Annotated in this window: 25 protein-coding genes and 1 tRNA gene; 14 read left to right on the top strand and 12 right to left on the bottom strand. The window is 65.2% G+C overall.

Annotation, left to right across the window (positions count from 1 at the left end; genetic code table 11):
- Positions 1-43: 43 nt before the first annotated feature.
- Positions 44-373, bottom strand: coding sequence for an HNH endonuclease (locus ABD262_RS10500; protein ID WP_344135283.1), 330 nt, complete (start codon positions 371-373; stop codon positions 44-46).
- A gap of 410 nt (positions 374-783) precedes the next feature.
- Between ABD262_RS10500 and ABD262_RS10495 the strand changes: the two genes are divergently transcribed.
- The 3 genes from ABD262_RS10495 to ABD262_RS10485 all read left to right on the top strand — a co-directional run bounded on the left by ABD262_RS10495 (position 784) and on the right by ABD262_RS10485 (position 3,805).
- A complete protein-coding gene (locus tag ABD262_RS10495; protein WP_344135281.1) occupies positions 784-1,164 on the top strand; it encodes a hypothetical protein in 381 nt (126 codons plus the stop codon).
- Positions 1,165-1,753: 589 nt separating this feature from the next.
- Complete coding sequence (locus ABD262_RS10490; protein ID WP_344135278.1) at positions 1,754-2,383, top strand: hypothetical protein; 630 nt, start codon at positions 1,754-1,756, stop codon at positions 2,381-2,383.
- Between the two features lie 834 nt (positions 2,384-3,217).
- Complete coding sequence (locus ABD262_RS10485; RefSeq protein WP_344135275.1) at positions 3,218-3,805, top strand: very short patch repair endonuclease; 588 nt, start codon at positions 3,218-3,220, stop codon at positions 3,803-3,805.
- Here ABD262_RS10485 and ABD262_RS10480 read toward each other — a convergent pair.
- The 4 genes from ABD262_RS10480 to ABD262_RS10465 all read right to left on the bottom strand — a co-directional run bounded on the left by ABD262_RS10480 (position 3,785) and on the right by ABD262_RS10465 (position 8,068).
- Positions 3,785-4,477, bottom strand: a complete 693-nt coding sequence (locus ABD262_RS10480) for an HNH endonuclease (RefSeq protein WP_344135272.1) — start codon at positions 4,475-4,477, stop codon at positions 3,785-3,787. The two genes, ABD262_RS10485 and ABD262_RS10480, sit on opposite strands and share 21 nt — an antisense overlap.
- Before the next feature lie 194 nt (positions 4,478-4,671).
- Positions 4,672-6,324: an ATP-binding protein gene (locus tag ABD262_RS10475; protein ID WP_344135269.1), complete on the bottom strand. Its 1,653-nt coding sequence runs from the start codon at positions 6,322-6,324 to the stop codon at positions 4,672-4,674.
- 5 nt (positions 6,325-6,329) lie between these two features.
- Positions 6,330-6,770, bottom strand: a complete 441-nt coding sequence (locus ABD262_RS10470; protein ID WP_344135266.1) for an EcoRII N-terminal effector-binding domain-containing protein — start codon at positions 6,768-6,770, stop codon at positions 6,330-6,332.
- An 8-nt stretch (positions 6,771-6,778) separates the two neighbouring features.
- Positions 6,779-8,068: a DEAD/DEAH box helicase gene (locus ABD262_RS10465; protein WP_344135263.1), complete on the bottom strand. Its 1,290-nt coding sequence runs from the start codon at positions 8,066-8,068 to the stop codon at positions 6,779-6,781.
- Positions 8,069-9,008: 940 nt separating this feature from the next.
- Here ABD262_RS10465 and dcm point away from each other — a divergent pair.
- Positions 9,009-10,070, top strand: a complete 1,062-nt coding sequence (gene dcm, locus ABD262_RS10460; protein ID WP_344135260.1) for a DNA (cytosine-5-)-methyltransferase — start codon at positions 9,009-9,011, stop codon at positions 10,068-10,070.
- 57 nt (positions 10,071-10,127) lie between these two features.
- On the opposite strand, the gene ABD262_RS10455 is transcribed toward dcm, so the two are convergent.
- The 5 genes from ABD262_RS10455 to ABD262_RS10435 form a co-directional block, all read right to left on the bottom strand.
- Positions 10,128-11,756 carry a UvrD-helicase domain-containing protein gene (locus ABD262_RS10455; protein ID WP_344135257.1) on the bottom strand — a complete coding sequence of 543 codons (1,629 nt, stop codon included), beginning with the start codon at positions 11,754-11,756 and terminating at the stop codon, positions 10,128-10,130.
- Entirely contained in the window at positions 11,753-13,438 is a 1,686-nt protein-coding gene (locus tag ABD262_RS10450; RefSeq protein WP_344135254.1) for an ATP-dependent nuclease, read from the bottom strand. The genes ABD262_RS10455 and ABD262_RS10450 overlap by 4 nt, the downstream gene beginning before the upstream one ends.
- Before the next feature lie 98 nt (positions 13,439-13,536).
- Positions 13,537-13,983 carry an NUDIX hydrolase gene (locus tag ABD262_RS10445; RefSeq protein WP_344135372.1) on the bottom strand — a complete coding sequence of 149 codons (447 nt, stop codon included), beginning with the start codon at positions 13,981-13,983 and terminating at the stop codon, positions 13,537-13,539.
- A gap of 5 nt (positions 13,984-13,988) precedes the next feature.
- Positions 13,989-14,630, bottom strand: coding sequence for a YdcF family protein (locus ABD262_RS10440; protein WP_344135369.1), 642 nt, complete (start codon positions 14,628-14,630; stop codon positions 13,989-13,991).
- A gap of 19 nt (positions 14,631-14,649) precedes the next feature.
- A complete protein-coding gene (locus ABD262_RS10435) occupies positions 14,650-15,558 on the bottom strand; it encodes a GntR family transcriptional regulator (protein WP_344135251.1) in 909 nt (302 codons plus the stop codon).
- 18 nt (positions 15,559-15,576) lie between these two features.
- Here ABD262_RS10435 and ABD262_RS10430 point away from each other — a divergent pair, with 18 nt between their 5' ends.
- The 6 genes from ABD262_RS10430 to ABD262_RS10405 are packed head-to-tail and all read left to right on the top strand — an operon-like array spanning position 15,577 to position 20,782.
- On the top strand, positions 15,577-16,041 hold the full coding sequence (locus tag ABD262_RS10430; protein WP_344135248.1) for a plasmid replication, integration and excision activator: 465 nt from the start codon (positions 15,577-15,579) through the stop codon (positions 16,039-16,041).
- Positions 16,038-16,289 carry a hypothetical protein gene (locus ABD262_RS10425; RefSeq protein ID WP_344135245.1) on the top strand — a complete coding sequence of 84 codons (252 nt, stop codon included), beginning with the start codon at positions 16,038-16,040 and terminating at the stop codon, positions 16,287-16,289. Before ABD262_RS10430 ends, ABD262_RS10425 begins: the two co-directional genes overlap by 4 nt.
- 13 nt (positions 16,290-16,302) lie before the next feature.
- A complete protein-coding gene (locus ABD262_RS10420; RefSeq protein ID WP_344135242.1) occupies positions 16,303-17,871 on the top strand; it encodes an FtsK/SpoIIIE domain-containing protein in 1,569 nt (522 codons plus the stop codon).
- Positions 17,872-17,874: 3 nt separating this feature from the next.
- Positions 17,875-19,413 (top strand): replication initiator, encoded by a 1,539-nt coding sequence (locus tag ABD262_RS10415; RefSeq protein ID WP_344135239.1) that lies wholly within the window; start codon positions 17,875-17,877, stop codon positions 19,411-19,413.
- Between the two features lie 32 nt (positions 19,414-19,445).
- Complete coding sequence (locus ABD262_RS10410) at positions 19,446-19,649, top strand: helix-turn-helix transcriptional regulator (protein ID WP_344135236.1); 204 nt, start codon at positions 19,446-19,448, stop codon at positions 19,647-19,649.
- Positions 19,646-20,782 (top strand): tyrosine-type recombinase/integrase, encoded by a 1,137-nt coding sequence (locus ABD262_RS10405; RefSeq protein WP_344135233.1) that lies wholly within the window; start codon positions 19,646-19,648, stop codon positions 20,780-20,782. The genes ABD262_RS10410 and ABD262_RS10405 overlap by 4 nt, the downstream gene beginning before the upstream one ends.
- Before the next feature lie 28 nt (positions 20,783-20,810).
- Here the strand turns inward: ABD262_RS10405 and ABD262_RS10400 are convergent.
- Positions 20,811-20,886: transfer RNA gene (locus ABD262_RS10400), tRNA-Arg, on the bottom strand.
- A gap of 200 nt (positions 20,887-21,086) precedes the next feature.
- On the opposite strand from ABD262_RS10400, the gene ABD262_RS10395 reads away from it, so the two are divergent.
- Entirely contained in the window at positions 21,087-21,995 is a 909-nt protein-coding gene (locus ABD262_RS10395; RefSeq protein WP_344135230.1) for an SDR family oxidoreductase, read from the top strand.
- A gap of 180 nt (positions 21,996-22,175) precedes the next feature.
- On the opposite strand, the gene ABD262_RS10390 is transcribed toward ABD262_RS10395, so the two are convergent.
- Positions 22,176-22,370, bottom strand: a complete 195-nt coding sequence (locus tag ABD262_RS10390; protein ID WP_344135227.1) for a hypothetical protein — start codon at positions 22,368-22,370, stop codon at positions 22,176-22,178.
- A gap of 231 nt (positions 22,371-22,601) precedes the next feature.
- Here ABD262_RS10390 and ABD262_RS10385 point away from each other — a divergent pair, with 231 nt between their 5' ends.
- The 3 genes from ABD262_RS10385 (at position 22,602) to ABD262_RS10375 (ending at position 25,871) form a co-directional block, all read left to right on the top strand.
- Positions 22,602-23,180, top strand: a complete 579-nt coding sequence (locus ABD262_RS10385; protein ID WP_344135224.1) for an OsmC family protein — start codon at positions 22,602-22,604, stop codon at positions 23,178-23,180.
- Between the two features lie 64 nt (positions 23,181-23,244).
- Positions 23,245-24,579: an NAD(P)-binding domain-containing protein gene (locus ABD262_RS10380; protein ID WP_344135221.1), complete on the top strand. Its 1,335-nt coding sequence runs from the start codon at positions 23,245-23,247 to the stop codon at positions 24,577-24,579.
- On the top strand, positions 24,576-25,871 hold the full coding sequence (locus ABD262_RS10375) for an NAD(P)/FAD-dependent oxidoreductase (protein ID WP_344135219.1): 1,296 nt from the start codon (positions 24,576-24,578) through the stop codon (positions 25,869-25,871). Before ABD262_RS10380 ends, ABD262_RS10375 begins: the two co-directional genes overlap by 4 nt.
- Positions 25,872-25,888 lie beyond the last annotated feature (17 nt).

Raw genomic sequence — 25,888 nt, 5'->3', positions numbered from 1 at the left:
CCCGCCCTCGGGCCGACCCCGACCCTCTGACGCTGCGGATGCGTCAGAGGGTCGGCGCCGTTGCTCCCTCTGCTGTCGCCGCGAAACGACGCTCGAGCTCGGTGCGAATCTCGACGTGGCGGGCCAGGAACGCTCGCTCATCCAGCCGTTTGCGGCGAAGCCAGCCGGTGACCTCGGTGTTGCACTTGCTGGTGTTGCACGACCGGCACGCTGGCACCACGTTGTCCAGCGTGTACCGCCCACCGCGCGAAATCGGCAGGACGCAGTCACGCTGGAGGGCGTCACTGGCGGCGCCGCAGTAGGCGCACCCTCCCCACATGGCCTTCAGCGTCGACCACTGGGCGTCGGTCAGATCATGACTGACCAGGCTCATGCGTCGTTTGCGCCGCTTGGCCGCCCGGGCTTGGCGGGTTCTCCCTACGGTCACCCCACGAGCCTAGGGTTCCAGGAGTCGGATCGTCGGCAGCCCATCTCTGACGCTGGCGCATGTCGGAGATCGGCGTGCTTCTTCAGCGCGACCGCCCAAGGAGGTCGAGTACGCGCACTGTGCCACCGTAGATGCCGCTGAGGCAGGACGGAGTCAGGTGGCCGGTTGTTTCCGGTGCTGGCAGGCGACCACAAGAAGCCACCGACCCGATGGCGGAGAGTGGAGCGCAGGGTCGGCGGCGTGCAGGTGAAGGGCAAAGTTGCGGTGGTGTCTGCGGCCACTGTTCTGGCAGTGTCCGCCAGACTGACGCTGTGGTGAGTCGGCGCTGGATTCGCGAGCACTGGCCTTCAGACGTTGTGTCTGACGAACGCTTCGAGGGGTACAACGGCTCAGTCGCCGAGATGCGCCTCGCGGGTGCTCGGACGGGTTACGCGATGATGGAGGTCCAGGACTGGGCGACCATCGAGGGCACCCTGTGGTGGAAGCGCCTGACGGGCGTTCAGACGCTGCCGGCCCTGCACATGGCCTATTGGGATAGGGAGACGGCGGCGCAGCGTGACTATGCCTGGCCGGTGTGGTTCACGCATGACGCTGTTGGGGCCCACGCGATGTATGAGGAGTGCATCGCCTCATCCTCCCTAACTTGGGATGGCGTGGTCTACGAGCTGCATTGGCTTACCGAGTCAGAGGCCGCGCGGGTCCGTGCAGAGCTCTTCCGGGAACCAGAGGCGCCGTAGGAGACGTGGTGTGGTGCCCTCGGGCAGCCCCGAGCTGCCGACACCCGCTTTAGGAGCGAGCCCTGGGTTGAAGCCCGCCGCGAATTCCATTGCAGCGCAACGGTTTCAAGTACACGATACCCCGGGCCATTGCGGCTGTTTCCTTGGTTGCGGGTACCTCTCGGGTACCTCCGCGCTACCGTCAGTGCATGTGGGGCGATGAGGCTCGGGTCGTGGATGCGTTCTGTCGATGGCTTGAATCAGAGGGGTGGAGCGTGGAGCGCGAGGTGGCATTCTGCGACGTGGTTGCCACGCGCGGAGCAGATCGCCTCTACGCGGAAGCCAAAGGGCGCACAGCGGCGCCGGGCCTCGATATCGACACTCTTTACGGCCAGCTCTTGCGGCGCATGCCAGAGGAGGAGTTTGGCCGCGGGGAGTTTGCGGTTGTTGTGCCCTCAGATCACGTCGCGAAGGCCCTTCGGGTGCCGCCTCGTGTCCGAGCGCTCCTGGGAGTCCGCGTGTACGGGGTTGGCGAGGACGGGCAAGTCACGATTCATCGCTAACGTACTGCAGTATTGTTCTGCAGTACGTTCTGCAGTACTCTTTTTGCATGAGGCTCCTTGTAGAAGCAACCAAGTCGGGCGAAAGCGTGTGGCGCGGTCGGTTGGACTCCTCCGAACTAGAGCTGTTGGGGAAGCCAACGTCGACTCGTGGTCCCGTGTCGGTTGTCTTGCTACACGCGAACCCGTCCATGCTCGGCGGCGAACTCATTGTCGAGACGACGGCAGCGACCCTTCTCAACCGCGGATCCAGCGAGGTGAGCATCTTCGTCGCTTCTCCCGAGCCGCTCGTCACCGCTCTCTCGAGCGAAGCTCCACCCGCCCCTTCGACACCAGGGGCGAGGGGTGGCGATCAAGAGTTCCTGCGGCAGTTGCCCCCGGTTCTCCGAGAAGTTGGTTCTCAGTTCCTTCAGGAGGCTCGGCGACGCTGGCCAGGCGAGCTGCGCTTTTCGACGCCGTCTGGCCGTTTCGTGGAGACTCCCGACAACTTCTGGACTGTGAAGATTCAGCCTCGGGATGCGTCCCTCCGAATCACGCTAAGGGGCGAGGCTTCCAAGTTCCCGCCTTTGCCGGCGCTCGACCTGAAGGACGACCGAAACGGATACTCAACCTTCAAGGTGCGGACTATGGCCGATGTGCCCACGGCTATCAGCCTCCTGGAGAGATCCCTGCGCCGTTGATTGCCACGCTCGGAATGGTTCCGACCAGGAAGAGGCGCCGACCCGATGGCGGAGCAGGGGAGTCTGTCGCAGTGGTCGGGTCAAGAGTGGCCGGAGGCCATCACGCAGTGACGCGTAGCGCTCTTGATGCGGCCCGGAGACAGGCGGACGGTGAAGCGTCGGGGCGGAGGCTCGAAGGTGACGCGCTCGCTACGGTGAGCGCCATGGGACGAGAGTCGAGTGATGAGGAGTACGTCCTCCAATTGTGTGACGAGTTGCTGGGGGAGGTCGGGTCGCGCCAGCACCTGTTCGACTGGCTCCTGGGCGACCCCGGGGAGAACGGGTCGCGTCGTCGACTCCCGGTCGATGGCTACTGGCCGGGGCACCGCATAGTCGTTGAGTACCGAGAACTGCAGCATGATCGTCCGACGCCGCATTTCGACAAGCCTGAACGCATGACGGTGAGTGGTGTACATCGGGGTCAGCAGCGCCGGCTCTACGACTTGCGGCGTGAGGAGCTGATTCCCGCGCATGGCCTGCGACTAGTGATCGTCAAGCCCTCACAGTTGGACGCTGATTCACGGGGGAGGCTGCGCCGGTCGAAGTCCTCTGACCTGGGGGCGTTGCGGAGCCTTTTGGCTTAACGGCTGAACTCGAGGGCTGAGGGTCACTGCCTAAGGGTGGTGACCCCTCCGTTTGTGCGCGGGGTGCGGTGGGGTGCGCGCAGGGCGCGAAGCGCCCGGAGCGCGGGGCCCCATCGCGGGGACCCGCGCCTCGCGGCGGAGCCGCGCTTGAGCCAGTAAGGAAAGTCCTCACGCGACATCGACCTGCTGCGCGGTACAAGTTCCGAGGGTTGTGTGGCCACGATCGGAGGAGGCGACGCCACGCTGGCGCAGCACTACGCTCGGTGGGACGAGCCGAGTGCGTTCCGAGCTTGTGAAGGTGTCCGGTCGCTTGGAGGGGGTGAGATGGTTGGCCGACATAGTTGACGCCGCCACTCGTAGCCGGATGATGGCGGGAATCTCAGGCCGCAACACCAGACCGGAACTCTTGACGCGCCGCTACCTGCACGCTCGAGGCTTCCGCTTTAGGTTGCATCCGGGGACCTTGCCGGGCAGGCCAGACTTGGTGCTGCCGAAGTATCGTGCCGCAATCTTTGTAAATGGCTGTTTCTGGCACGCACATACGGGCTGCAAATACTTCAAGTTGCCATCGTCTCGCCCCGACTTTTGGGCGACGAAGCTGGAATCGAATCGCGAGCGGGATGCTCGAAATCTGGCTTCTCTAGAGGCGCTCGGGTGGCGCGTCGCCGTGGTGTGGGAATGCGGTGTGCGCGCGGGAGATGCCAGCTTTGAGGAGCTCTGCCGCTGGCTACCAAGTGGTGAGCCAAACGCCGTCATCCCGGCTAGCCCCTCTTCGGCTTTAGGGCCCATCGAGGGGTAGTTCAAGCTCGGGGAGCGCTGGCATCTTTGGTGGGAGTCCCAAGAGCTCCCGCAATTCTCCTGGTTGATATGGCGGCTGTCGCCTGTGGGCGACGGAATGGCAGTTGCTGCAAAGTGGAATTAGGTCGCGAACGGGGTCCACAAGATAGTGTCCTCCCATCGTCGAGACAGGCACCCGGTGATGTACCTCGATAAAGCCGTTGGCCGACGCGCCGTAGCGCTCGCCGAAGTCGAGGTCGCAAACCCAACAGACCGCACCATAATGGGAAATGCAGCGAAGACGATTCACGGGGTTGCGTTCGTACCGGTTTACCTTGATTGTGGCTACTGCGCCCTCGGGAAGTGGCTCGAAAGAGGGTAGGTCGGCCTCGTTCTCCTGTTCCACGATTCCGTTCAACGCGATCGCCAAAGCTGGTCCACCGACCTTGACCAGACTCGCCTCGATGTCCTCAGCGGTACGTGCTGGAATCCTCGCCCAACATTCAATAGTGAAGGACCGCCAGAGGCCAGCCGGAACCTCGTTGGGGTCGTCGAGAATCTCGTCATTCACGGTCACCGTTAGGGCCACGCCTTGGGCCTCGGCTTCGGCAATGCCGACACGCCATGCGTCTGGATGATCTTGGGCCCAGCGGCCCAATCGGCGAACCAGGCCCCCCGCGTAGTCCTCAGCCATTACGACGGCTTCCACACTGGATAGCGTCCGGGACAGGGAGACTAAGAGACCCCTGCCCGGAACGATGCCCGAGATTCGAGCCCCCTCAGCGCGGAGTCCCGGGCGCGATATGGAGCATCGCACCAGCGGTAGTCCGGTGAGTGAGCCCAACCTGGCAACGGCCTGATCAAGGGTTTCTGCATGCGCAGATGCACTCACTCTTCGTCGTCCAGATCAGGCTGCGGAAGGTCCTTGACAAGTTTTCGAAGGTTGCGGCTCACGTCAATGCGCAGTTCCTCGAACATCTCTCGAGAGTCGCTGTTGGTAGCGTCGAGCTCCGCTTGAGCAATCGCGTAGAAGAGGAACTCGATGGCTTGCACCATTGTGCTGTTCTCCGCGATCGGCAGGTACGCCTTCTGGTACCACTCGTGGCCAGCGTTGAGTTCCACTTGAAGGATGTTATTCGTGGAGAGGGACATATCCCAAAGCACGCCATCTGTGAGCGACTCTCGGCGCACGATATTCATGGAGGCGAATTCATCGTCAACAGTGATGTTAACTATTCCGGATGGTTGGCCGTCCGCGCCAATGACTGGCACATCACCTGTCTTGTTGACCATAACGACGGAACCGTCGGCCGACTTAGAGATGACGGGTACGTTCAGCTTGCCCTTGAGCCGTCCAAGGGTGACCTCGGTGGGGCGGTTGCCGGAAGCGCGCGCTGCGGCGGTTTTCGCATTGCCAGCTCGTGACCGTTTGTCGGCTTCTCGACGCAGGGGCGTCAGTAGATCGATCAGCACCTCAACAAGGGCGCCGTCGATGTGGACGCCCGACTTCTTGATTCCAACGCCGAACACTCCGTCGAGAAGTGCATCGAATGACAGTTCCACTCGCAGGTTGTTGATGTGGGTTTCTGCGGCACCGGTGTCCAGCCAGCTTGGCCCATCAATGAGCCGGTCTTCCCGATAGAGGTAGATGCCCTGAAGATTGAGTGAGACGTTAGCTTCCTTCCAGGCATCCAGATCGGCAGTCTCGTCCTTGCGCGGGAGGATGAAGGCCCGAAGTTGTGCAGTGTGCGTCTGGCCGCCGGGCACATCGAATGTGAAGTCCTTCGTCATGACGAGATTGCCGCCGCGCCCCTCCATGAATGGATCCCAAGCAGAGAGCTTGTCACCATTGAGGTAGATGTTTACGTTCCTCGCACGAGCATCCTCGGGGTCAAGAAAGCGCTGGAACACCATGCGCAAATGCTGGCGCAGGTTCGCCTCCGTGCGCTTCATCGCCTGAGTGCGGTTCTTGGCTTCTTTCCCACTCTGGGTCTTCAGAAGTCGATCGATCTTGGCCCACGCAACGAGTGTCCCGCCAGCGGGGGAGACTCCGCTGAGATCCTCCAAGTCCGACAGCGCGTCATCGAGCATTTCACCTTCAGGGTCCTCGGCGACGTCGTGTTCCAAAATCCATTGGCCGGATGCAGCCACGGTGTCGAGGTCCCATGCGGCTGCAAATGAGACGTCAGTGCCTTGGGGTCGCGAGACCACCAAGAGCCTGCGGCAGAACTGTGTCGAGGCGGTCTTCAGTCCCAATCCAAACTTGCTGAGACTATTGGGATTGGTCTGGCGCTCGGCTCCGTATCGCATGGCGTTCTCGAGCCCGTCCAGGTCCATCCCAACGCCATCGTCCGCGACCTCAACGATGGCATCGCCTGTCGGGTCCAATCCAAGCCGCACGGCTACGTTCTTGGCGCCGCCGGGGCCGATTGAGTTGTCAATGATATCCGCGATGGAGGCTTCGAACGTGTACCCGGTGTCGCGAAATCCCTCGATAACGCGTGTCGTATCGGGGAGAACTACCTTTGTGTTCTTGGGCAATATCCTCAGTCCTTGGTATCGGAAATGGTAAGGCGCCAACCATTCTTGAGTACTCTCTCAGTTGCGGGCAACGGCACCGGGTCGTCCTGTAGGCGGATGCACGCTTCAATATCGCCAAGAGGGTTTCTCAGGAACGAGATCGAGTCCCCCACGCGGGGCGCCAGATCGCGCAACATCTGAGTTGTACCGGTCAAGCGATACTCATTCCGAGTCCCTTGGCCATGCGTCTTGCTGTTGTAATAGACGAAGCGCAATTGCCAGTAGTCTCCTGTCGCTGGCGTGTGGACGGCGATAAGACAGTCGGGGTTGTATTCAGTTGGATCCAAGCGTGGAAAGAAGGCGAGGACATCGGCATCCTTAGGGATAGCGATGCCGGCTTGGTGGGTGCCGGTGATGCCAAGATCATTCGGGGTGAGGATCTTGCTAACTTCGCGGGGCGCGGCCATAGGGCAGTTCAACTTCCTTCGCTTGTTGTTCCGGCATCCACCATGTCCGCCAGATCGCGCTTCCAGTCGGCACGGTTGAGGGCGTCCTCCTCGACTGAACTTTCATAGAAGAGGTGGTGGACAGTGACTGGAAGATCCTGCTTCCGCCGGTAGGCGCGTGCGGTTGCCTGACTAGTCAAGGCGGGATTCCATTCAGGGTTGAAATGGATGACATGATTGGCGGCAGTTATGTTGAGCCCGACGCCCGCCGCCTGAGGGTTCATGAAGAGGGCGCCGGGGCCTTCGAAACTGCTGAAGAGATCAATAATGGACTGACGTGCATCTGCCGGAGTTCGACCGTCGATGACCCCGAGAAACGCACCCGGATGCTCCGCCTGTACAGCATCAAACAAGCAATCAAGGGTGGTTTGAAAAGATGCGAAGACCAAGGCCTTCTGGGCTTCTTCAAAAGCCTCGGCGATCAGTCTCAGTGCATGCTCTGCTTTTGGCGAGCGACCGGCGCCAGTCCAGCTGAATCCATCTGCGTGGGCACAAACGACCCGGAGGGCGGTGGTAGCAGCGAGCGGTCCCGCGGCTGTCGCTAGGACATGGTCGTAACGAATCCGGTCGGCCGGGGCCAGTTCGAAGGCGGTCTCAATCTGAATGAGATCGGGGAGGTCTTTAGCTACATCCGCCACCAGGCGGCGGAGTGTGACGGGAGCGACGATTCGTCCGACCTCGTGGGCTCGATCGAGTTCGTCTGGGAAGGCGTCCTCGAATGCAGCTCGGTTCCCGAGCAGGGGCGGGATGACGAACTCGGCAATGGACCAAAGGTCGAGAAGGCGATTCTCGACCGGCGTGCCTGTGAGCGCTAGTGAGATGCGCCGATTCAATGACTTGACTGCCTCCGCGCGGGCCGTGTCTGGGTTTCGAATCGACTGTGCCTCATCGAGAACCACGACGTTCCACTCGATGGTGCCAAGGAAGCTCAGGTCATTGATGAGCGTGTCGTATGAGGTGAGGACAACGTCGTAGCCGGACAATCCCTGTGCGATACCCGTGCGTAGGGGACCTGAGTGGTTGAGGACGGAGATGTCAGGGGCGCACAGGCGGAACTCGCGACACCAGTTCCGCAGCAACGAGGCCGGGCCGACGACGAGGGCCGGACCGTCTTCGCGCTGGTCAAGGAGCAGGGCAATCGCCTGGAGTGTTTTGCCCAAGCCCATCTGGTCGGCTAGGAGAACCCCAACGCCGCGGTCCGCCATCGAGGCGAGGAAGTCCGCGCCCGTCTGCTGGTACGGGTATAGGTCGATGGTCAAGCCTTGGCTGGCGAAGTTCCTGGCCGTAGGGGGTTCCGCTGTCGTCCGATCGCTCCATGCCGTCTCGTCAATCAAGAGTCCCCAGGCAGCGGGGTCCGACTTCAGGTGGAGATACGATCCCAATGCCACGTCGTCGTGTGGTGACACCCTGTGCCGAGCGAGGAAGTCCTGACAAAGGTCCATGGCGCCGGGGTCTAGTGGGTGCCACCTGCGACCTTGGATTATGGCGCGCGAGCTAAGGCTGGGGATGGGGACAAATGTTGCCCCCCGCTGAACACCCAGTTCGACGCGAACATCATCTGGCAGATCCCCAACGAGCTTGACCCGTGGGCTGAGCATGACCCTGCCGAATCGCAGGCCAGTGTCCCCGCGGATCTCCGCGCTATGGTCCCCGGACGATGCCTCGGCGATCTCTGCGGTGGAGGCTGTCCGCCATGCCGTGCCATCCTCGACCTCGACGTCCGCGCCAACTAGACGCCACCTAGGTCTCTTCAGCCCCCGGGTGTCCATGGGGACGACGATAGAAGACCCTGGGTGCGCGAGGACGACAAACCGCCCAAATAGATTCTCGCAGGTGAGGTGTGGCTCTTGATCCTCCACCGGGCGTGGTTCGGTCCTGACAGGCAGTGCTGCGCCGCCGGCTTGCTGGCCGCGCTGGGAGTGTCACGGCCTGGATATACGTTCGACGCCGGGTATATCGGCGCGCCTCCCGCACGTGGGGGCTGTTAGCGGTCAAAATGTCCGGCAACACTCCCCACCATGAGGTAGACGAATGATGCCAAAGAGCTCTCACGACATGCTTCTTGAGTTGCGTCGCCAGAAGACCCACCAGCAGGTCGCGACCCTTCTCTCGGTCAGTGAGCGGACTGTTCGTCGGTGGGAGAGTCAAGAGTCGGCGTGCCCCGCGTATCTAGGCGACGCGATCAGAATGCACCTGACCGTGGACTCAGACCAGGGCCGATTTGCCTTCGCCGACCTCTTCGCTGGCATCGGAGGAATTCGTCAAGCATTCGAAGGTATTGGTGGAAAATGTGCATTCACGTCGGAATGGAATCCCTATGCACAACAGACCTATGCTGCGAATTTCCCTCACCGCGAGATGCATGTGTTCAACAACGACATAACAAGTGTCAAAGACGCCTCCACGGTGCCGGATCACGATGTGCTCTTGGCCGGATTCCCTTGTCAGCCATTCTCCATTGCAGGGGTTTCTAAGAAGAACTCCCTCGGCCGGGCGCATGGCTTCTCTGACCCGACCCAAGGAACGCTGTTCTTTGACGTTAAGCGGATCATAGACGCAAAGCAACCGGCTGCCTTCCTGCTTGAAAATGTTAAGAACCTACAGACGCACGATGGGGGAAGGACCTTTGCGGTCATCCGACGGACTTTGGAGGAGGAGCTGGGTTACCACGTGAAGTTTGAGGTTGTAAACGGTCTGCATTTCACACCGCAAAACCGTGAGCGGATCATGATTGTAGGGTTCCGTGAGCCGACCGACTTCAGTTTTGAATCCTTGGAGCGGCCGGCCGAGGGATCAAAGATCGAGTCCGTGCTTCATCGTACGGACGGCACGGAACCGGTATTGCCACATGACGAGGGCCGATACTTCGATCATTCGAGAAACCGTGTGCCCGACCGCTACACGTTGACAGAAAACCTCTGGACCTATCTGCAGAATTACGCAGCCAAACATCGGGCTGCCGGAAATGGCTTTGGCTACGGCCTGGTTAGAGAGGGAATGACCACTCGAACTCTCTCGGCTCGTTACTACAAAGACGGATCTGAGATCTTGGTTGAGCAACTCGGAACTCGTCCACGTCGTCTCACGCCGCGTGAGTGTGCTCGTCTCATGGGCTTTGAGGACTCTTTCAGAATTCCGGTTAGCGACACCCAAGCCTACAAGCAGTTTGGGAATAGCGTGGTTGTTCCCGCCATCGGAGCCGTTGCGAAATTGATGGCGCCACACATTTGGCAAGCCGTGACGCGCAAGAGGGCGGCGTGAACTGCGCAGGGCCATCTTGTGTCTACTCACTGTCGCCGCTCGGCTTAGCAACTTGAGTCAAGGAGTGGCGAAGCCGCGCTCCGCGAACGATTCCAGTGCAGCTGAGGAAACGCTGGAGGGCGCCGCTATCACCAAGACCTTGCGCGCTCGGGTAAGAGCGACGTAGACGAGCCGCAACTCCTCGGACGTGTTTCCATCGTCAAGCAACGTAGACCACTGGTCCGTCTGACCATCCCGCCAACCTTCAGGGGGTGCGGCCACCAGGAGCACAGCATCAAATGACTGACCCTTAACCCCGTGGATGGTGTCAACCCGGACTCCTCCTGGTGGCGGTGCAAACAGCTGGGCCATAGTCGCCCCACTCTGGCCTTGGAGAGCAAGCGACGCTGTGTCCCGCCGCTCAGGGAAAGCGACTCCGGCGTAATGCGTCAAAAGGGGCATGGCGTCAGAGGCCCAAATCATGGAATCCGTCTCCAGAGGGGGCAAGGCCTCGATGAGATCCATGGCCGCGACTCGAACACGGAGGCGGTCCGTGTCCCTCGTCACCGGTTCCCCGCGGAAGGCCGCCTCCGTCAAGAGTTGCTCGACGTCGTGGACGAGCGCCTTCGATAAACCTACGCCGGCGGACTTCGCGCGACCAAGGATGCTGAGCGGCCGCCGCAACTTGGGTTTGCCGCCTAGGACGGACGCGAGGTCGTTGCCCCTTGCCACCACCACCGCGTCAGACAGCTGTATCCCGAGGTTCCCGATGTAGGTGGTGAAGTCGGCGATAGCACTTCTTGGATCGCCGTCATCGAAGAGTGTGACGGTGGGACGCTGCGCGAATCCTCGGTTTGGGCCCACGGCACGGTCGGGCGTGGACTTAGTGCTGAAATGCCAGGCGACATCACAAATGGCCTGTGAGCACCTGTAGTTCTCGTTGAGCGAAGCGACGCTCAGGCTGCGGTCGCGGGCGAACCGCCGAAACAGATCGGGACGGGCACCGGTGAAGCTGAAGATGGACTGATCGAAGTCTCCGACCAGCACGATCGATCGAAGTCCCGCCTCGTGCAACTGTTCAAGGCAGGCAAGTTGCAGGTCGGTTGTGTCCTGCGCCTCGTCGACCATTACCTCGTGGAAGCGAGCTGCCAGCGACTGTCGGGCGACCTCGTGCTTGCGAAGGGTCTCTAGACACCAGTAGAGGGCGTCATCTGGCGTAACCAGTCCAGCAATCGCTTGGGCCTTCTTGGTTGCTTGCGCGGCGCTCCGCTCTGGCACCGTGTTCGCGCTCTGCCGCCTCTGTCGCGTTCGAAGCTCACCAACGCGATCAAACCTGTAGTCGTCCCATGTCAGCGGTTCCGAGGCCACCATGGGGACGGTCGCACAGCCCATCTCGAGATGGCCGAAAGGCCTCAGCACATACTGGAAAAGGAACTGGTGAAGAGTGCCGACGAAGTGATCCGAACCCAAGGACAACCCATGGTCGCGGCGCACGGATTCGGCGATCTCGTTGGCGCCAACGTTCGTGTAACTAGACAGGGCGACGGACCGCCCTACAGCCTCGGACCAAGCCAGGCGCGCAGCCACCGAACGCGTCTTGCCCGAACCGGGACAAGCGGTGAGCATGATGTTGTCGCCCCCGATCATCGCGTCCGCTTGCTCAGGCGAGAGTCCCCAAGTCTGGGGCTGATCGTTGTCGACGCTCATTGCGTCAGCCAAGAGATTGCATCAGCAATGTATGCCGGAATCTCAAACTCGACTTCGCTTGACGATTCCAAAGCTACGGCCAACTCTTGCGCCACTCGACCCTTATGGTTCCTGGCCGCCTCCAGGTAGGCGTCCGCAAAGCCAGATGGCCCTTGCGGTTGCTCCGTGCGAAGTCGAGCTCCCACGATGGGACGCACACTCGCCAACGCAGTGAGAAGCAACTCCGGCTCGCCTGCGTTGGCATGGGCTACGTCCCACTCAAACGTCTTCGTCGCCAGCCCAACGTGGATCTTGTCTGACTCGATCTCAAATAGTCCACGGGCCGTCGGAGACATCGCCTCCTCTGTGCCGTCTTCGTTGGTGGCTGGGTCTGAATCAGAGAGGACGGCGCATCGGTAGGGCAGTCCGTTGTCTTGGAAGAGCGTCAAGAAGGGCTGGAACGCCAAGCCCCCAACGTTGACCACGGTGATGCCATGTTCCGACAGGGGGACGCCCATTCGCGCGGCGAACTGGGGCACAACCAGTTGCTCGGCAATTCCTTCGACAAGTAGAACGCCCTGCGAGAACAAGAGCGCGGATTTGGTCACGTCAAGGAACCTGCGGAGAAAGGCAGCGTCCTTCGACGTTAGGCGCAGCTGTCCCAACGCCGTTGCCGAAGCGTTTGAAACGCCATCGCGGGCAAGGATCGTGATTCGTTCCACATGGGCCGAGGAGGCCAGCTGCGGCGAGTGGGTGGTCATCACTACCTGCGTGGTGTCAGACGAGGATTCTGCTTCGAGGTATCGCATCAGCAGGTCCTGAAGCTGGGGGTGCAGGTGCGCCTCCGGCTCCTCCACGAGCAGAAGGTTCAATGGAGTGTCCGAATCGTTCTCGAGCGCGCCCAGCAGCACCGACATATAGAGCAGGTTGTTGTAGCCCAGCCCGTTCTCGTCCAGTCCGAGCGGCGTGTTTCGTCCGGCTAGGGCTTGAAGTGTGGAGATGATCCGGTCGTACTTAGGACGGGAAAACGTCATGGCGGCTTGGTGCGCGTAGACGCCCGTCCCGGTCAGCCCCTTAAGCCGTTGGCCGATGGCGGTTGCTGCTTTGACCACCGCATCGACGCTCTCGAGGGCGGTGTTGGCATCGCTCATGATGGTCTCTAATTCAGAGCGGTCAGGATGCCCGGGCGGTGCGAACGCGGTGAGTAGCCCTGCCAACCGATTGGTGGACCCTGGTTGCAGGTCGGAGGCTGCGTCACGGAGCGGGGGCAGGTAGACGTAGCGGATTGCTTCACGCGCCATCGTCTCCACATCGGTGTGGCCTAGGTCGCCCCCCTCCCAACGCGTCGACACTCGGTCGTGTTCGTCAAGTTGGGCGATCATGGTGAGGCGACCAGCCCCAGCCCCAAGGGATGGTGCCAGAGCAGAGATCATCCGCCCCCGCTGGCTCTCGGCTATGTCGAAGAGTTCGGCGCTGAGGCGTAGCCGATTGACGCGGTTGTCGCCGTGTCCGTCATGAGAGAAGTCCGCTGGGGTGAGCCATCGATTGAATCGGCGCCCGGCTTGGGGCTGAAATAGAACCCTGATCGCGTCAATGACGGCGGACTTGCCAACGTTGTTCTCGCCGACGATGAGCCCCAAGGGCGCGTCCAAGGTCACGCTTGTGTCAAGGCCGCGGAAGCCTTCCAGTCTGATCTGGCGCATATACATTCGTGCCCCCTGGTTTGCCTGGCTTGCGGACCCGTGCTGCCCCTCATGAAACATGAAGATCGAGGCCTTTGCCCCAGAATTGGCAAGAGTGCTTAGGTATGGCCGTGTCTACGTTCGGTGCATAACAGATTCGTGCCGTCATGGGCTCTGGTGGCCGCGCCGAGACTGGACTCTGCGTCAGTCAATCGAACGGAAAACGCTGCGACCATGAGTTCCGGCAGATCTGACATCTCGCACCATGCGACCTCCGCAGCTTCGATCGACTCTGGGAGGAACGGGCTGACAAGCCTGCAACGAAATACGAGTGCTACGACCCCTAGGGTCATGTTCTTGTAGGCGCCGGTAAGTGGTCCGACCTCGATTCCAGCGCCAGTTTCCTCGAGGACCTCTCGCCGCAATCCGTCTTCAATGGTCTCTTCGACCTCCAGGACGCCGCCCGGCGGTTCCCAGTGGCCGGTGTCACGGCGCCTAATGAGCAGGACATTCTCACCGGAGTCGTCAAAGATCGCAGCGGCGACGCTGACGGAGTGTCGCCGCATGTCGGTCACGTCGGGCGCGCCTCAATGAGGCGACGGGTGTAGCCAGCAGACACCAGCCGTTCGTAGGCGGCGCCTGCCTCCGGGGTAACCGGCTGGGGAGCCGCGAAGCCTTGGTCGGCGTAGAGCCAGATCCGTTGAGTGTCACCCACGAGCATGTTGAGGACCTTGTCCTCATCACCGATCGACGCGATGTAGTCGGGCAAGGACTGAGGGCGCGAGGAGCAGACAACGTCGAGTTCGGGCCAGATCTTTTGACATGTCGCGTAGGCGCGGCGTTGTTGGTACGGCCGACTGATGATGGTTGCGGACTTCGGATGGATGCCCTCGTGGTCGAGCAGTGCGCGGGTCAGGGTGAAGTTCTCGCCCGTGTTGCGCGCGTGCTCCTCAAGGAGGATCGCGGTGTCAGGTACCCCCAGCTGCTCGGCGCGCTCGGCGTAGTGGACGGCCTCGCCGCGGGGGAAGGCCTCGATGGTCGTTGGTGCGTTGGCGCCGGTGAAGACGATCAGAGGGAACCTTCCTTGTCGGTAGAGATCTGCCGTGTGCTCGGCGACTCCGATGTCGTGGCTCCCGAGCCCGATGGCGATGTCGGTGTTTCGCGGCTCGTGGTGCATCTGGTGGTAGTCCCAGAGGATCTGGGCCTCGTCCATGACACTCACAGTTGTCTCCTCAGTCGGGCATGTCGTAGGTGTAGGTCCAGGAGAACCGCGAAGCGGCGTGAACTCCGGTGGCGTACTCCACGGCATATCCGTCCTTGGTCCTGGTGATTCGCTCAAGGATCATGACCGGCTCTCCTGCTGGGAGCTCCAGGGTCGAGATTTCATCGGGAGTCGGCATCCGGGCGTGGAACGTTTCGGTGACCTCGTGAGGTTCGAGGCCTTGCAGGGTGAGGACAGCGAAGCCACCGCCCCGGCCAGCCGGTCCGGGCGTCGGATCGACCAGGGGAGTGCCCTCGACGTCCTCGGGCCGGTAGTAGCTCGTCAGGGTATGAGTGGGTCGCCCCTCTAGCTTGACGAGCCGCGCACGGGCATAGAGCTGGCTGCCGGGTTCGATCCCGAGCACCTCGACGGCCCTCGTTGGCGGGCTCACGAGTTCTACGGTCTGGGTCTGGTCGGTCCGCTGCCACGGCTGTCCGGACGCCTCGCGGTCCGCGATGAACGCGACGCTGTCGCCGAATTTCCACTTGCTCTTGGAGTAGCGCTCGGCCCCGAGCCGGCGCATCGGTGGACGCTCTCGGACCACGGTGCCCCGACGTCGCACAGGCGTGACTAGCCCCTCGGCTTCCAAGAGGGCGACGGCGTTGCGAACCGTCTTGACGTTGACCCCGAACTGCGAAGCCAGGTCGTCCTGCTTGGGCAGTGTGGACCCGGGACCGTAGTCGCCCCGCTCGATCTCGCCGCGCAGCTGCGCCGCCAAATCCCGATAGCCCATGCCCATCCTGCGCGCTCCTGTTCCGACGCTATGACCTGCCATAACGCTACCGGTAAGGAGCGCAAAGTAAAAAGTTGGCAAATAGAACCGGTTGTAAAAATGCTCATGTGATACGTTCCTCAATAGAACCACCTCTAAATGGTTCATCTCACGAGAGGGAGAGTCATGGCAATTCAGCAGAGGATGCGGGTCCGGTTCGAGGACGTCTTCCCGGAGGGTGTCGGCATGCGTGGGTCGGTCACCGCAGTGGAGGACTTCGACCTGATCCAAGCCGCGAAGGCCGAGGGACGCGAACCGGGTGACGTGCAGGTCCGGGACAAGGAGTCCGGGCTGCGGGTGTGGGAGGTCCGTGTCGTCGACTACGACGAGGATGCGCCGAAGAACCAAGGCGAGGTGACGGTGAAGATCGCCGCCGACGTTCAGCCGGTGCCGCCGTCGAAGGTGGAGGGTCAGAAACTGCGACCGGTGGAGTTCGAGAACCTGACGGTGACGGCGTGGATCGACGACCGCGGCAAGCGCCCGAAGATCGGGTGGTCGCTGCGCGCGGACGGGATGCACGCCCCCGGTGCCAAGCCCGCCGCCACGGGCTCGGGCAAGCCGCAGTCGGTCTCTGAGAAGGGTGCGGCGTGATGCGTCCTGTGGAGGCGGTGGCGTGGGCCGACGCGTTCGACGTGGACGTGAAGGACCTCCCGGCCGTGCTGACTCACGAGGTCGCTCGGGTGGACGGGGTCCGCACCGAACTGGCGAAGCTGGTCCGGGAGTTCGGCAATGCCCCGGACGACGAGATCAGGCGCGGCGTCTACCGGGCGTACTCAGCGCTGGGTGCGGCTCAGTCCCGGGTGATGGCTGTGGCCTCGGACGCTCGCCGGTCGGCCTGAGGCGGGGTTGGTGATGAGCACGCCCAGAGGTTCAATGTTCGGCAGCGACGAGCCGGTGCCGATGCTGATCGAGGCAGTCGTCCGGCTCGTGCTACTGGTACTGCGGTCGGCGTTCCGGCTGGTCCGGTTCGCGATCCGCCGCCCCCGGGTCGCCTCTGCGGTGGGCTCGTTGTTGGTGTTGGACCGGTATGCGGGTCACGCGGCGGTCCTGGCTGTGCTAGCCGCGCTTGTCATGGCGGTGGGTGTGTGGCGCGTGGTGTGGCCGGAGTCCTACAAGGGGCAGGTTCGGCCACGCCTGCACCGGTTCTGGCTGTTGACGACATACCCGCGCAGGTGGCGGCGGATCGCCTCCCGGGTCGGGCTCGTGGTCCACGACCACACAGGCAGCGACAAGCCGTGGGTTTACGGGGCGCTGGGGGATGTGCGGGTCACCTCGGCCGGGATCGTTCGGTTGCGGGTGGCGATCCCGACAGGGCTCACCCTGGACGACTACGCCGGCAAGGCTGACGCGCTGGCCGTCGCGTTCGGGGCCCGCGAAGCCCGAGTGACCGCCTCGGGGCCAGGGTCGGTGTGGATCGAGCTGCACCACGCCGACGTCCTCGCCGACACGATCGGTCCGCTACCGGTAATGGCCTCGCCGGAGGTTGATCTCGCCGGGATCCCGGTCGGCAGGCACGAGGACGGGACCCCGTGGCTGTTCTCCCTCTGGCAGACCCACGTTCTGATCGCCGGGGCCACCGGGGCAGGCAAGGGCTCCATCCTTTGGTCACTTCTGCGAGGGCTGTCTCCGGCCCTTAACGCCGGGTGGGTACAGGTGTGGGCCATCGACCCCAAAGGCGGTATGGAGCTACGACCCGGGCAACGCCTGTTCTCGAGGTTTGAGGACGGCACCCCCGAGACGATGTGCGACCTCCTCGAGGACCTCGTCGCGGTCATGGACGCCCGCGCCAAGAGGCTGGCCCACCTCGCCATCCGCAAACACCAACCCTCCCCGGACTCACCGCACCTGCTCGCCGTGATCGACGAACTGGCGACCCTTACCGCGTTCGCAGAACGGGACGTGGTGCGCCGGATCGACAAGGCTCTCGGGCTGCTGCTCACCAAGGGCCGCGCGGCCGGGATCACCGTGCTGGCGGCGGTGCAGGACCCGGGCAAGGACGTCGTCGGGTGGCGGGACCTGTTCCCGACCCGGGTTGCGATGCGCCTGGACAACCCGATCCAGGTCGACATGGTCCTCGGCGAAGGAGCCCGCGACATGGGAGCAACCGCCGACCACATCGACGAACGCACACCCGGCGTCGCCTTCGTCCGCGTCGAGGGCACCCGCGCCATCCGACGGGTCCGCGCCTCCTACCTGACCGACGACGACATCGCCGAACTCGCCGGGTCGGTCACCGCCTCACCGGCCCTGACCGCACCACGCGCGCCCAAGCCGGTCGACCCGCTCGACCGCTACGACCCGGGACCGCGACCGGTCGCTCCCGAGCCAACACCCAACGTGCCGACCGGTGGTGCTGCAAGGCCGAGGAAGCCACGCACCCCACGCAAACCGCGCAACCGCGACGGATCACAGGTTGCCTGACCCATGACCACCACCACCGCACCTGCCGCGCCCTCCGTGCCCTTTGCAGGTTTCGGGAGCGAAGCCGCCCTGGATCTTGACGTCGGCTCACCCCGCGTGGCCGCGCAGGTGATGGCGCGGCTGCTGTCGGCCGACTTCGAGGACTGGTCCAACGCCGTGGCCCGGGTGGGGTCGTGCACCAACCCGATCCACCTCACCGGCTCCTCCACGAGAGTCGACGCGGGCACGGGGGAGGTGCTGTCGTCGTACTCCTCCGACACCGAGCCACTCGGGACGACCCTGATCCGGTGCGGCAACCGCCGAGCCTCCGAGTGCCCGTCCTGCTCGCGGGTGTACGCGGCCGACATGTTCCATCTCATCCGCGCCGGGGTCGCGGGGGGCAAGGGTGTACCCGAGCGGGTGGGGGAGAACCCGCTGGTCTTCGCCACCGTGACCGCGCCCTCCTTTGGTCACGTCCATGGCATGCGGGACAACGGCCGCCGCTGCCGCCCGCACGCCGAGACCCCGCGGTGCGAGCACGACCGGCCCACCACCTGCCACCAGAAGCATGATGACGGGGACGAGCTGCTGGGGCAGCCACTGTGTTGGGAGTGCTACGACTACGCCTCCCACATCGTCTGGCAGTGGTGGGCGCCGGAACTCTGGCGGCGGTTCAACATCGCGCTCAAGCGCGCGCTGGCGCACCTGCTCGGCGTCACGGAGTCTCAGCTGAAGGACCTCGCCTGCGTGCAGTACTCCAAGGTGGCCGAGTACCAACGTCGCGGGCTGATCCACTTCCACGCGCTCGTCCGCCTCGACGGCCCCAAGACGGACGACGCCTTCGCGCCCGCACCGGACGGGGTCACGGCCGAGCCGCTGGCCGAGGTCGTCGAGGAGGCCGTCGCCTCGGTCCGGTTCACCGCTCCACCCGTCTTCAACGGCGACGTGCCGAGGGTGTTGGCCTTCGGTGCACAGGTCGACTCCCGCCCAGTCAGAGTCGGCCACCGCACCGACGACCCCGACGGGCCGTTGAATGCCGAGCAGGTCGCGGGGTACCTCGCGAAGTACTCCACCAAGTCCGCCACCGACACCACCACCGGGAACGTCTCGAACCCGCACCTGTCCCGGATCCAAGAGGTCGCGGCAGAGTTCGCAACGCTGGTCGAGGACGAATGGGTCGCGGCCGAGATGCCCTGCGATCTCAAAGAGGTGCCATACGGACTCCTCGGCAGGTGGCATACCGCCCTCGGGTTCCGCGGACACTTCTCGACCAAGTCGCGCCGCTACTCGGTCACCCTGGGAGCCCTCCGGCGTGCCCGCCGTCGCGCCCAGGTCCTCATCGCCGACGCGCAACGCAGCGGCATCCCCGTCGACCTCGCGTCGATGGAAGCCCAGCTGCTGGCCGACGACGAAGACGAAACCACACTCGTGGTCGGGTCCTGGTCATTCGCCGGGGTCGGCTGGGACACCGAAGGCGACGTCGCACTCGCCCGCGCAGCAGCGGCCCGGGCCCGCGAGTACGCCCAACACCGAGCCGAGGCGAAGCGTGCGAATCAGCAGTAGTCACGAGGGAAATCAATCAAGGAGTGAAGATCATGAGTAGGGAAGTCGACGAAGTGCAGGCTCCGGTCCTGCTGTCACCGGACGAGGCGGCGGCGTGGTGCCACATCAGCGTGGGAACGCTGAACCATCTGCGGTACCACGGCCGGTTCGCCCCGGCGATCAGGATCGGCAAGCGCTGCTTCTGGACGCCGAAAGACCTCCTCGCCTGGTTGGAGTCGCAGAAGGAACCGGCGTGATCATCAAGCGCCCCAACGGCAAGTGGCGGGTCCAGGTGAAGTACCGCAGCCGTGTCGTGGCTGATCGGACCTTCGATCGTCGCGGCGATGCGGTCCGGTGGGAGGTCGAGCAGAAGCGGCTGCTGCACTCCGGGGAGTTCGTCGCTCCTGCTGCGGGTCGGATCACGGTGCGCGAGCTGGCGGACGAGTTTCGAGAGGCGCGGAAGGGACAGGTGTCGGTCCGGGCCTGGGAGTCGGACGAGAGCGCGCTCCGGGTCCACGTCGTGCCGGCCTTCGGCAAGTTCCCGATCTCGTCCGTCACGCCTCCTTTGGTGGAGCGATTCCTGGTCGACCTGGCAGTCTCGCGGTCGGTGCGGACGGCGGCTCGCGTCCGGACCACCCTGAGGGGTCTGTTCAGGTATGCGGTCAGGACGCGTCGGCTGCAGGTGTCGCCAGCGGAGCTCGTGCCGCTGCCGCACCCGGACTCGAGGACAGGCAAGGTCGTCGAGGTCGATCCGTTCACGGTTGCTGCACTCCTCGATGTGGTCGACACCCAGCGGAAGCTGTCGCCAGGAGGCGCCGACATCACCTTGGTCCTGGCTCTGACCGGTCTGCGGTTCGGCGAGTTGCGCGGGCTGCGAGTCCGCGACGTGGTGTCGGTTCCCTATCCCGGGATCGTGGTCAAACGGTCCATTCCCCAATCGGGGCTGACGGGTGCGGTCATCGAGAGGGCGACGACGAAGAGCGGTCGATCCCGGATGGTGCCCCTGTCCGAGATGGTCCTGCCGGTTGTGACAAAGGCGGCGGAGGGCAAGGAGCCGAACGACTTGCTCTTTCCCGCGCCCGAGGGCGGATACCTCCATGCTCAGAACTGGCGGCGGCAGATTCACTGGAATACGACTGGGCTCGGGAGGCGTCCGCACGACCTGCGCCACACGGCGGCATCCCTGTGGATCGCGGCCGGGGTGGATATCAAGACGGTCTCGTCCTGGCTCGGTCATTCGACGGCGAAGCTGACCCTGGACACCTATGGGCACCTCATGGGGACGGACGCCGACCGTGCGGCCCTGGACCGGGTCAACAAGGCTCTTGGGAACCCAATGGGCACCCAACAGCCGAAATCGTCAGACTCGGAGAGCGGCGGCGAGGCCTGAATATGGCCTCTGACCTGCGAAAACGTGGTGGTGCCCTCGGGCAGATTCGAACTGCCGACACCCGCTTTAGGAGAGCGGTGCTCTATCCCCTGAGCTACGAGGGCGGGGCAGGGCCGGAACCCTCGCTGGCACGGTCACCGGGACCGCGAGCAGTGGTAGCCCTGCGACAGGAAGGGTAGCCCAAGCGCAACGATGCTGGTCCGCCGGTCATGATGCGCGGACTCCCGGTCACTGTTGACCGTGGTCGCTGCGCAGGTTGATCCTGAAGCAACGGGCGGTCAGCCCGCGAACAGGGGAGGCCGCGATGATCCTCGTGGTGGGTGGCACAGGTGATCTTGGCGGCCGGGTCGTGGGCCGCCTCCTCGACGCGGGGCACCGGGTGCGCTGCCTGGTGCGAACTGGCACCGACGGGTCTGCCCTCCGCGCGGCTGGCGCCGAGCTCGTCCAGGGCGACCTGACCGACTCGGCCTCTCTGCGCGCTGCCTGCGCGGGGGTGGACATCGTGGTCGCCAGCGCGACTGTGATCAGTCGCCGGTTGGCCGGGGCCAAGGTGCCCACCATCCGTGAGGTCGAGGAGCAGGGGATGACCGCCCTCGTCGACGCCGCCGAAGCCGGCAAGGTGCAGCGGTTCGTCTACGTCTCCTACGCGGGTGTCGGGGACGGGCCGCGCACGCCGATGGCGCGGGCCAAGCTGGCTGTCGAGCGCCGGCTCGCGAGGTCACCGATGCGACGGGTGATCGCGCGGCCCGACGCGTTCCAGGAGGTGCACCTCGCACCGGTCGGACGCTTCGACCTCAAGGCCGGCAAGGTCGCCACCTTCGGCAAGGGCGACACGAAGCACCGGTGGGTCGCCACCGACGACGTCGCGGCGCTGGTGGCTGGGGTCGCTACCGAGCGGAACCCGCCTGAGCTCATCGTGTTCGGCGGCCCGGAGGCCATCAGCCGCAACGAGTGCGTGGCCGTCGCCGAGCGCTCCACGGGCCGGTCGATCAAGGTGATGCGCGCGCCCCTCCCGGTGGCGCGGCTCGCGACGAGGGTCCTCCAGCTCAGCAGTCGTGGCGACGCCACGGCGAGCATCATCGGGCTCGGCGTCCTCATGGACGAGTGCGAGATCACCTGGGACGACGCCCCGTTGCGCGAGCGCGGCATCACCCCCCGCTCCGCCACCGACTGGATCACCCAGCAAGCCGCCGCCCTCCACGCCGCGCAGTAGCCCCTGCCCCGAGGGCTCTCTCCTCGCCGCCGCCCCGACGCCCCCCGCCGCCGCCCCGAGGCCCCGACGCCCCCCGCCGCCGCCCCGACCCCCCCGGCGCGGGGCACGGCACAGGAAGGCGGGCGCGTCTCGGGGTTGGTCCCCGGGACGCGCCCGCCGCTCCGGGCGCGCACCTCGTCCTCAGCAACCAGAGCCGAGGGCCGCTTCGCGCCGTGCTGTGACGGTGCGCCGCCGTCCTCGGAGGCGCTCCCAGCGGGCTCGACGGGCGAGCCGTTTCTCGAGGGCGAGGTCGAAGGCGATCGCGTGGACAGGGTGTTGCGACTCCATCGTCGCCACCTTGTGCCCCGCCGTCGTCATCGTCGTCAGGTCACTCATCTCGATCTCCTTGGTCAGGCCCAGGAGCCGGTCTCCGTGGTGCCTGCCGACGAAGGTGCCGTGGCGACCTTCCGCAGACCTTTCGCGCCCGATGCGGTGCGGACGCAGACCTTCCCCGCGACGACAGCAGCCGACGCGCCGCGCAAGGTCCGCGAAAGGTGCCCTTCCTACGGTCCTCTCCATCAACCACACCGCCGGGCAACCCGGCACTTCCTGAGGAGAGCACCACCCATGAGCAACACGGCATACGCAACCCCTGCATCCCTCAACGGCGTCGACGTGGCAACGCTTTTCGCCACCCTCGACGCGGTCAAGGGTCAGAACGAGATCGCCAAGTTCCAGTTCCGCGCCGAGAACACCTGGCAGACCGGCACCCACAGCCGCTCGCGCATCCACGGCTTCTACGGCGCCGGCCAGGAGCTCACCCACATCCACGAGACGGTGCTCGACGCCGACCACCCGGTGGTCCTCACCGGCGCCGACCAGGCGCCGACGCCGGTCGAGTTCCTGCTGCACGCCATTGCCGCCTGCCTCACCGCCGGCATCGCCAACATCGCTGCCGCCAGGGGAGTGGCGCTCACCAAGGTCAGCTCGACCGTGGAGGGCGACATCGACCTGCTCGGCATCCTCGGCCTGTCCGACGGCTCGGTCCGCAACGGCTACCAGGACCTGCGCGTCACGTTCCACATCGAGGGCGACGCCGACGACGAGACCCTGCGCGGCATCGTCGAGCAGTCGCGCCGCCGCTCCGCCGTCTACGACGCCCTCACCAACCCCACACCCGTATCCGTCTCAGTCGTGACCGGCTGAGCGAGACCCAGGCGCGCCCCCGTCCGGCGATCCCGGACGGGGCGCGACCAGAAGGAGCACCACCATGCCCGCCATCGACACCGTCGTCATCGGTGCCGGCCACGCAGGCCTCGCCGTCAGCCGGTTGCTGACCCTCGAAGGTCGCGACCACGTGGTCCTCGACCGCGGTCGCGTCGCCGAGAGCTGGCGCACCGCCCGCTGGGACTCCCTGCACCTGCTCACCCCCAACTGGATGGCTCGCCTGCCCGGGTGGGCCCACGCCGGCCCCGACGCCGACGGCTTCATGAGCGCCTCCCAGTTCGTCCGCTACCTCGAGAGGTATGCCGCCAGCTTCAGTGCGCCGGTCCTGGCCGCTGTGCGCGTGGAGGAGGTGAGCGCAGTGGGTGACCGCTACCGCGTCGTCACCGACTGCGCGACCTGGCTGACCCGGCACGTGGTCGTCGCGACCGGACCCGGCGGGCAGCCGCGCGTCCCGGCTGCCGTGCAGGGCCTCGACCCTGACGTCCACCTGACCACCTCGGCCGACTACCGCAACCCCCGGCAGCTCGCCGAGGGCGGAGTGCTGGTCGTGGGCGCCTCGGCCTCCGGCGTGCAGATCGCCGACGAGCTCGCTGCTGCCGGTCGTGAGGCCGTGGTGGCCGTGGGGCGGCACAACCGGATGCCGCGCGAGTACCGCGGCATGGACATCTACTGGTGGCTGGAGCGCACCGGCCGCACCGCCCGCACGATCGACGAGGTGCGCGACCCCGCGGCCGCGCGACGCGAGCCGTCGTTGCAGCTGGTCGGACGTCGTCGTCACCAGAGCCAGTCCGGGCAGCTCGACCTCGGCACGCTGCAGGCGCGTGGTGTCCGGCTCGCCGGTCACCTCGTCGGCGCCGAGGGCCACGAGGTCCGCTTCGCCGACGACCTGGTCGACTCGCTCGGCAGTGCCGACAACCGGATGCACCGGTTCCTCGACGCCGTCGACCGGCACATCGACCAGAGCGGGCTGACGCGCGAGGTCTGGGCACCCGAGCGGCCGCGCGCCGTGGCGGCGCACGGCGCGCCAGCCTCCCTGGACCTCGCGAGCGCGGGGATCACGACGGTGCTGCTGGCGACCGGGTACCGCCCGAGCCACCCGTGGCTCACGCTGCCGATCACTGCGGCCGACGGCTCGATCCGCCAGCACCGCGGCCGGACCGAGGCTCCGGGGGTCTACGTGGTGGGCCAGCGGTTCCAGCACCGGCGCGACTCGGGGATGGTCGACGGCGCGAGGCACGACGCCGCGATGGTGGTGTCCGACCTCGTCGGCGCCGCACGCGCGGCCGAGGCGCGAGAGCGCCGGGAAGCCGTCGACGAGCTGGCTGACGAGCTGGTCGACGAGCGACTCGACGACAGGCTCGAGGGGAGGGCGTCATGACCACCTACGACGCCGTCGTCGTCGGCGCCCGCGTGGCCGGCGCGTCGACGGCGATGCTGCTGGCCAGGGCCGGGGCGAAGGTGCTGCTCCTCGAGCGCAGCCCCTACGGCTCCGACACGCTGTCGACCCACGGCCTCATGCGGGCCGGGGTGTTGCAGCTGTCGCGGTGGGGCCTGCTCGACCAGGTCGCCGCTGCCGGGACGCCGCCGGTGACGCGGACCCTGTTCCACTACCCGGGCTCCAGCCCCGTCCGCATCTCCATCCGAGCCAGCCAGGGCGTGCCCGCGCTGTACGCACCGCGTCGGAAGGTCCTCGACCGGATCCTCGTCGACGCCGCCGTGGACGCCGGGGTCGAGGTGCGGCACGGAGTCTCCGTGACCGACCTGCTCACCGACGTCGGTGGGCGCGTCACGGGGGTGCGCGGGGTCGACGCGGCCAACCGCACGTTCACGGCATACGCGCGGACCACGATCGGTGCGGACGGGATCAGGTCCACCGTCGCCTCTGCGGTGCACGCGCCCGTGGAGCGGACGTCGGCCGCGGGCGGCGCCGTGCTCTACGGCTACTTCGAGGGCTTCCCGACCGAGGGGTACGAGTGGGCCTACGGCTCCGCGACCGCCGCGGGGCTCATCCCCACGAACGACGGGCAGACCTGCGTCTTCGTCGGCACCACACCGGAGCGGCTCCGGCTGGCGCGGCGAGCCGGCGCGGGCACTGGCCACGCCACCCGCGTCGACACCGGCACAGGCACAGGCACAGGCACAGGCACCGGCACCGGCACCGACGCGGCCTTCGCCGAGCTGTTCGGCCTCGCTGCGCCACGCCTGCGTCACCGGCTCGAGTCGGCGACCAGGGTGGGCGGGCTGCGCGGCTGGTCCGGACAACGAGGGCACATCCGTCGCTCGCACGGTGCCGGGTGGGCCCTGGTCGGTGACGCGGGCTACTTCCGCGACCCCATCACGACGCATGGCATGACCGACGCCCTGCGGGACGCCGAGCTCCTCGCCGACGCACTGCTCGCTGCGTGGGCTGGGCAGCGGCCGGAGGCGATCGCGCTCGCCGCCTACCAGGCCAAGCGGGACGCCCTGTCCTCACAGCTGTTCGAGGTGAGCGACCGCATCGCCGCCTACGAGTGGGAGGCCACCGAGATCCACCAGCTGCTGCGCGAGGTCAGCTCCGCGATGAGCGACGAGGTCAGCCTCCTCCAGACGCTGCCCCCGCGCCCCCTTCGTCCGGTTGCGACGGTTATGGATGGGCTTGTCTCGGCTGACATGCCCAGCGCCGGTCGCTAGCGTTGAAGACCCTTTCC

Source organism: Pedococcus bigeumensis, from assembly GCF_039531795.1.
Classification (GTDB): Bacteria; Actinomycetota; Actinomycetes; order Actinomycetales; family Dermatophilaceae; genus Pedococcus; species Pedococcus bigeumensis.
The sequence above is the reverse complement of the archived record's forward strand: the minus strand, read 5'-3'. Positions and strand labels throughout refer to the sequence as shown.

What these genes read in the sequence shown, in the direction of transcription:
- ABD262_RS10390 (WP_344135227.1), bottom strand. Translation starts at nt 22,370, where the DNA reads ATGAGTGACCTGACGACGATGACGACGGCGGGGCACAAGGTGGCGACG.
- ABD262_RS10500 (WP_344135283.1), bottom strand. Translation starts at nt 373, where the DNA reads ATGAGCCTGGTCAGTCATGATCTGACCGACGCCCAGTGGTCGACGCTG.
- ABD262_RS10415 (WP_344135239.1), top strand. Translation starts at nt 17,875, where the DNA reads ATGACCACCACCACCGCACCTGCCGCGCCCTCCGTGCCCTTTGCAGGT.
- ABD262_RS10455 (WP_344135257.1), bottom strand. Translation starts at nt 11,756, where the DNA reads ATGAGCGTCGACAACGATCAGCCCCAGACTTGGGGACTCTCGCCTGAG.
- ABD262_RS10420 (WP_344135242.1), top strand. Translation starts at nt 16,303, where the DNA reads ATGAGCACGCCCAGAGGTTCAATGTTCGGCAGCGACGAGCCGGTGCCG.
- ABD262_RS10385 (WP_344135224.1), top strand. Translation starts at nt 22,602, where the DNA reads ATGAGCAACACGGCATACGCAACCCCTGCATCCCTCAACGGCGTCGAC.
- ABD262_RS10470 (WP_344135266.1), bottom strand. Translation starts at nt 6,770, where the DNA reads ATGGCCGCGCCCCGCGAAGTTAGCAAGATCCTCACCCCGAATGATCTT.
- ABD262_RS10445 (WP_344135372.1), bottom strand. Translation starts at nt 13,983, where the DNA reads ATGCGGCGACACTCCGTCAGCGTCGCCGCTGCGATCTTTGACGACTCC.
- ABD262_RS10490 (WP_344135278.1), top strand. Translation starts at nt 1,754, where the DNA reads ATGAGGCTCCTTGTAGAAGCAACCAAGTCGGGCGAAAGCGTGTGGCGC.
- ABD262_RS10430 (WP_344135248.1), top strand. Translation starts at nt 15,577, where the DNA reads ATGGCAATTCAGCAGAGGATGCGGGTCCGGTTCGAGGACGTCTTCCCG.
- ABD262_RS10375 (WP_344135219.1), top strand. Translation starts at nt 24,576, where the DNA reads ATGACCACCTACGACGCCGTCGTCGTCGGCGCCCGCGTGGCCGGCGCG.
- ABD262_RS10480 (WP_344135272.1), bottom strand. Translation starts at nt 4,477, where the DNA reads ATGGCTGAGGACTACGCGGGGGGCCTGGTTCGCCGATTGGGCCGCTGG.
- ABD262_RS10380 (WP_344135221.1), top strand. Translation starts at nt 23,245, where the DNA reads ATGCCCGCCATCGACACCGTCGTCATCGGTGCCGGCCACGCAGGCCTC.
- ABD262_RS10410 (WP_344135236.1), top strand. Translation starts at nt 19,446, where the DNA reads ATGAGTAGGGAAGTCGACGAAGTGCAGGCTCCGGTCCTGCTGTCACCG.
- ABD262_RS10435 (WP_344135251.1), bottom strand. Translation starts at nt 15,558, where the DNA reads ATGAACCATTTAGAGGTGGTTCTATTGAGGAACGTATCACATGAGCAT.
- ABD262_RS10440 (WP_344135369.1), bottom strand. Translation starts at nt 14,630, where the DNA reads ATGGACGAGGCCCAGATCCTCTGGGACTACCACCAGATGCACCACGAG.
- ABD262_RS10450 (WP_344135254.1), bottom strand. Translation starts at nt 13,438, where the DNA reads ATGCGCCAGATCAGACTGGAAGGCTTCCGCGGCCTTGACACAAGCGTG.
- ABD262_RS10395 (WP_344135230.1), top strand. Translation starts at nt 21,087, where the DNA reads ATGATCCTCGTGGTGGGTGGCACAGGTGATCTTGGCGGCCGGGTCGTG.